The organism is Bacillus sp. JJ1503 (assembly GCF_036965125.1).
Taxonomy (GTDB): domain Bacteria; phylum Bacillota; class Bacilli; order Bacillales; family Cytobacillaceae; genus Cytobacillus.
Map to the genome: position 1 here is coordinate 1 of NZ_JBALOZ010000316.1, position 4,069 is coordinate 4,069.

General features: G+C 38.7%; 3 protein-coding genes. All 3 read left to right on the forward strand.

The window, feature by feature from the left end:
• Window positions 1–476: PucR family transcriptional regulator (locus V7149_RS21250; protein WP_335347586.1), on the forward strand; the 476-nt coding region annotated here is incomplete at its 5' end.
• 257 nt (window positions 477–733) lie between these two features.
• Window positions 734–2,086 (forward strand): aspartate aminotransferase family protein, encoded by a 1,353-nt coding sequence (locus V7149_RS21255; RefSeq protein WP_335347587.1) that lies wholly within the window; start codon window positions 734–736, stop codon window positions 2,084–2,086.
• 89 nt (window positions 2,087–2,175) lie between these two features.
• On the forward strand, window positions 2,176–3,690 hold the full coding sequence (locus V7149_RS21260; protein ID WP_335347588.1) for a CoA-acylating methylmalonate-semialdehyde dehydrogenase: 1,515 nt from the start codon (window positions 2,176–2,178) through the stop codon (window positions 3,688–3,690).
• The last annotated feature ends 379 nt before the right edge of the window (window positions 3,691–4,069 follow it).

Here is a 4,069-nt window from a genome sequence, read left to right on the forward strand (position 1 = left end):
ATAACTATATAAATCTATCGGTCACTACTGCCGTTGGTCAGATTATGAATGATTATAAATTAGTGCATCAAAGCTGTGAAACTGCACGCGATACTTTATTAATCCGCAATAACGCTCTTCAACTTTCTTATTTTTATGAAGATCTTTACACACATCAATTAGTTCTTCAAATACAAAAAAACAAAGCTATTATGGATTTAGCTAAAAAATATTTAAAGCCTCTCTATGATTATGATGCAAAAAATAATGGACAACTGATTGAAACATTACAAGCTTATCTGCAATGTAATTGTCTAAAAAATGAGACTGCAAAGAAGCTATTTATCGTCCGCCAAACTTTATATCATCGCTTATCCAAAATTGAAAGTTTAATAGGAAGTGATTATATGCTTCCACCAAAGCGCCTAGCTGTTGAATTGATGCTGCTTGCAACTCAATATAACTTCCAGATTATAGACTCTGAGAATTCCAAGTAGAGCAGGATTTTAATTTTCTAATTTTGAATATTCAGTGATTTGTTGCTAGCAGTTTGATTCTTAGTAAAAATACATTCTGTTCATTTTGTCAAATTCGTATCAAGGCCTTGATCTGCCCGGGAATGAATTTAGCTATCAAAAAGTGTCAATGTGTGAAACGGTAATTAGTTATCATTTAACATTGTGTCTGATGATAACCATGATATTAAGCCTCACAATTAAGGCAGAAGTAACAAATTTCTAAAGGAGTGGCTCAAATGAGGAATGTTCATATTACTGAAAGTTTAGTCACGAAAGATGAGAAATATCTTTGGAATTCAATGAAGCCTTATAACCCGCAAGCTACGACTATTATTCAAAAAGCGAAAGGAGCTTGGCTGACGGATATAGAGGGGAATCGCTATTTAGATGCCATGTCAGGTTTATGGTGTGTAAACGTTGGTTATGGAAGGGAAGAAATTGCAAAGGCTGCATATGACCAACTCCTTGAGAACAATTATACTCCCTTAACGGTTAGCCATCCTTCAGCGATTTTACTAGCCGAGAAAATCAGTGATTTATTAGGCGGGGATTACGTTGTATTTTTCTCAAATAGCGGCTCAGAAGCGAATGAAACAGCATTTAAAATTGCTCGCCAATATTTCCAGCAAAAAGGGCAAGGAACACGTTATAAAATTGTTTCGCGTTATCGCGCCTATCACGGGAACTCTATGGGCGCACTCGCGGCAACAGGGCAAGCTGAACGGAAATACAAATACGAACCATTATCGCCAGGATTTATTCATGTTAAAGCGCCGGATCAGTACCGTTACAATGAGGATGGATATAAGAATGTAGCCGATTTACCTTCTGTTAAAGCAGTAGATGAAATTATGACATGGGAACACTCAGAAACGATAGCTGCCATGATTTTGGAACCGATTATTACAGGCGGGGGGGTCATTATGCCTCCTGATGATTATTTAAAAGGTGTAAAAGAAGTTTGCGAGAAACACGGCGTCTTACTAATAGCAGATGAAGTAATCTGCGGCTTCGGACGTACAGGAAAAGCCTTCGGCCATCAACATTACGGAGTGCAGCCTGACATTATCACGATGGCAAAGGGGCTTACGAGCGCATATATGCCACTTTCTGCAACAGCTGTAAAGAGAGAAATTTATGACGAGTTCACTAGAAACGGAAACTATGACTTTTTCCGTCATGTTAATACATTTGGAGGCTCTCCCGCGGCATGTGCAGTTGCATTGAAAAACTTGGAAATTATGGAACGAGAAAATTTATTTGAACAATCTTCTATCATGGGTGAGATTTTAGTTACTGAATTAAAAAATAAACTATCACAATCCCCTCATGTTGGAGATATTCGAGGAAAGGGATTGCTTATAGGAATTGAGCTAGTAGAAGATCGCAGCACAAAGAATCCATTACCTGTAGAGAAAGTCAATCAAGTCATTGCAAAATGTAAAGAACAAGGGCTGATTATTGGGAAAAACGGTGTGACAGTTGCGGGCTATAACAATGTATTAACACTTTCCCCACCATTAAATATTACCTTGGAGGAAAAGGATTTCATTCTTGCAAGATTAGTGCAAGCAATTGAAGCTTTATGAGTGTTTATCCCAAATAGTAGAATCGCACGGATAGAGTCATATTTTCTATATGATATTTGCTGCTTAATTATTGAAAGGAGACTACGATAATGACAAACATTACTGAAGTGAAAGAACTTACACATTTTATTGAGGGAAAAATGACTGCTGGTAAAAGCGGCCGTTTCTCCGATGTGTTCAATCCTGCTACAGGAGAAGTCATTGCCAAAGTGCCGTTAGCTTCCGCAGAGGAAGTGAAAGATGCAATTGAAAAAGCAGAGGCTGCATTCCCTGCATGGCGGGATATCTCAGTAGCTAAACGCGCAGAGGTTGTAATGAAATTCCGGCACTTGCTAACGGAAAATAAAGATAAATTAATTGAATTAATCTGCACGGAAAGCGGAAAAACAGAAGAAGACGCAATAGGTGAAATTACCCGCGGGATAGAATCTGTAGATTTAGCTATAAATGCTCCTCATTTAATGAAAGGCGAATATTCGGTAAATGTAGGCGGGGAAATTAATGCTTATTCCGCTAAATATCCGCTAGGTGTAGTTACCGCAATCTCTCCATTCAACTTTCCAATCATGGTGCCGCTAGCCCAGACATGTATGGCGGTAGCAGTAGGAAATGCTGTTATTTTAAAAGCTTCCGAGCGAGTGCCTATGACACCCTTATTTGTGAGTGAATTATGGAAAGAAGCAGGGCTTCCAGATGGTATTTGGACAGTCATCAATGGAGATAAAGAGGCGGTTAATGAACTCCTTGAAAATCCGGCAGTACAGGCAGTTTCTTTTGTTGGCTCAACACCTGTAGCACAATATATTTATGAAACAAGCGCTAAATATGGAAAACGTGTCGTTGCATTAGGCGGAGGCAAAAATAATATGGTAGTCATGCCAGATGCTGATTTAGAACAAGTAGCGAATGCTTTCATCAGTGCAGGGTATGGGGCTGCTTCTCAACGATGTATGGCCATTTCTACATTAATGCCAGTGGGTCAAGAAACGGCGGATCGCTTAGTAGAAATTTTAAAAGAAAAGATTGATAACTTAAAAGTGGGGGCTTATACAGAGAATGTCGATTATGGCCCGGTTATCTCTCCGCAAGCAAAAGAAAATATTTTGAAAGCCATTGACCGCAGTGAAGAAGAAGGTGCAAAAATCATTTGTGATGGACGTAATAAAGACATAACAAAAAATAGCAAAGGCTTCTTCTTGGCACCAACTTTGCTTGATCATGTAAAACCGGGCATGGAAATTTACGATGAAGAAGTCTTCGGTCCCGTTCGAAATATTGTACGTGTAAACACATTAGAGGAGGCGATTACATTAATCAACCAGCATGAATTAGGAAATGGCGTAACGATTTTTACAAACAATGGTCTGGCAGCCAGAAAATTCACAACTGAAATTGATGTAGGAATGGTCGGTGTAAACGTTCCGATTCCAATTCCGGTTGGTTATCATAACTTTGCTGGTTTTAAGGGCTCAAGATTTGGTGATGGCCAAATGTTTGGTCCCGATCAAGCAAAATTTTATACAAAATCAAAGATGATTTCAGAACGCTGGCTATCAACAAGTGAAGACAAAAGTCTGTCATTTGCATTCCCAAGTAATAATTAAATAAAGTTTGTATTTAATCACAAATAATAACAGGAAAGTATGAGCGTTGACACAGCCATCAGGTGATTCTGGTGATCTGATTGTGTGTGGGCCAATTTCAGAAAATAAGAAGGACTAGAATAAATAAGACCTTTCCGGATTATGGGAAAGGTCTTTCTTCAGAGGAGTGGTAAAAATTAGTCCGGGCAAGAGGCTTTTTCAAAAATCTGTCCGACAAAGTGTGTTTTTCGGACAGGAAAGTGTCAATTTTCGAAAAGGTGTCCGACAAAGTGTGTTTATCGGACAGGAAAGCATCAATTTCCGAAAAGCTGTCCAGTAAAGTGAGTTTATCGGACAGGAAAACGTCAATTTCCAAAAAGTTGTCCGACAAAGTGTGTTT

Excerpts from the sequence above, each read along its gene's own strand:
- V7149_RS21260 (WP_335347588.1), top strand. The coding sequence starts at position 2,176 with ATGACAAACATTACTGAAGTGAAAGAACTTACACATTTTATTGAGGGA.
- V7149_RS21255 (WP_335347587.1), top strand. The coding sequence starts at position 734 with ATGAGGAATGTTCATATTACTGAAAGTTTAGTCACGAAAGATGAGAAA.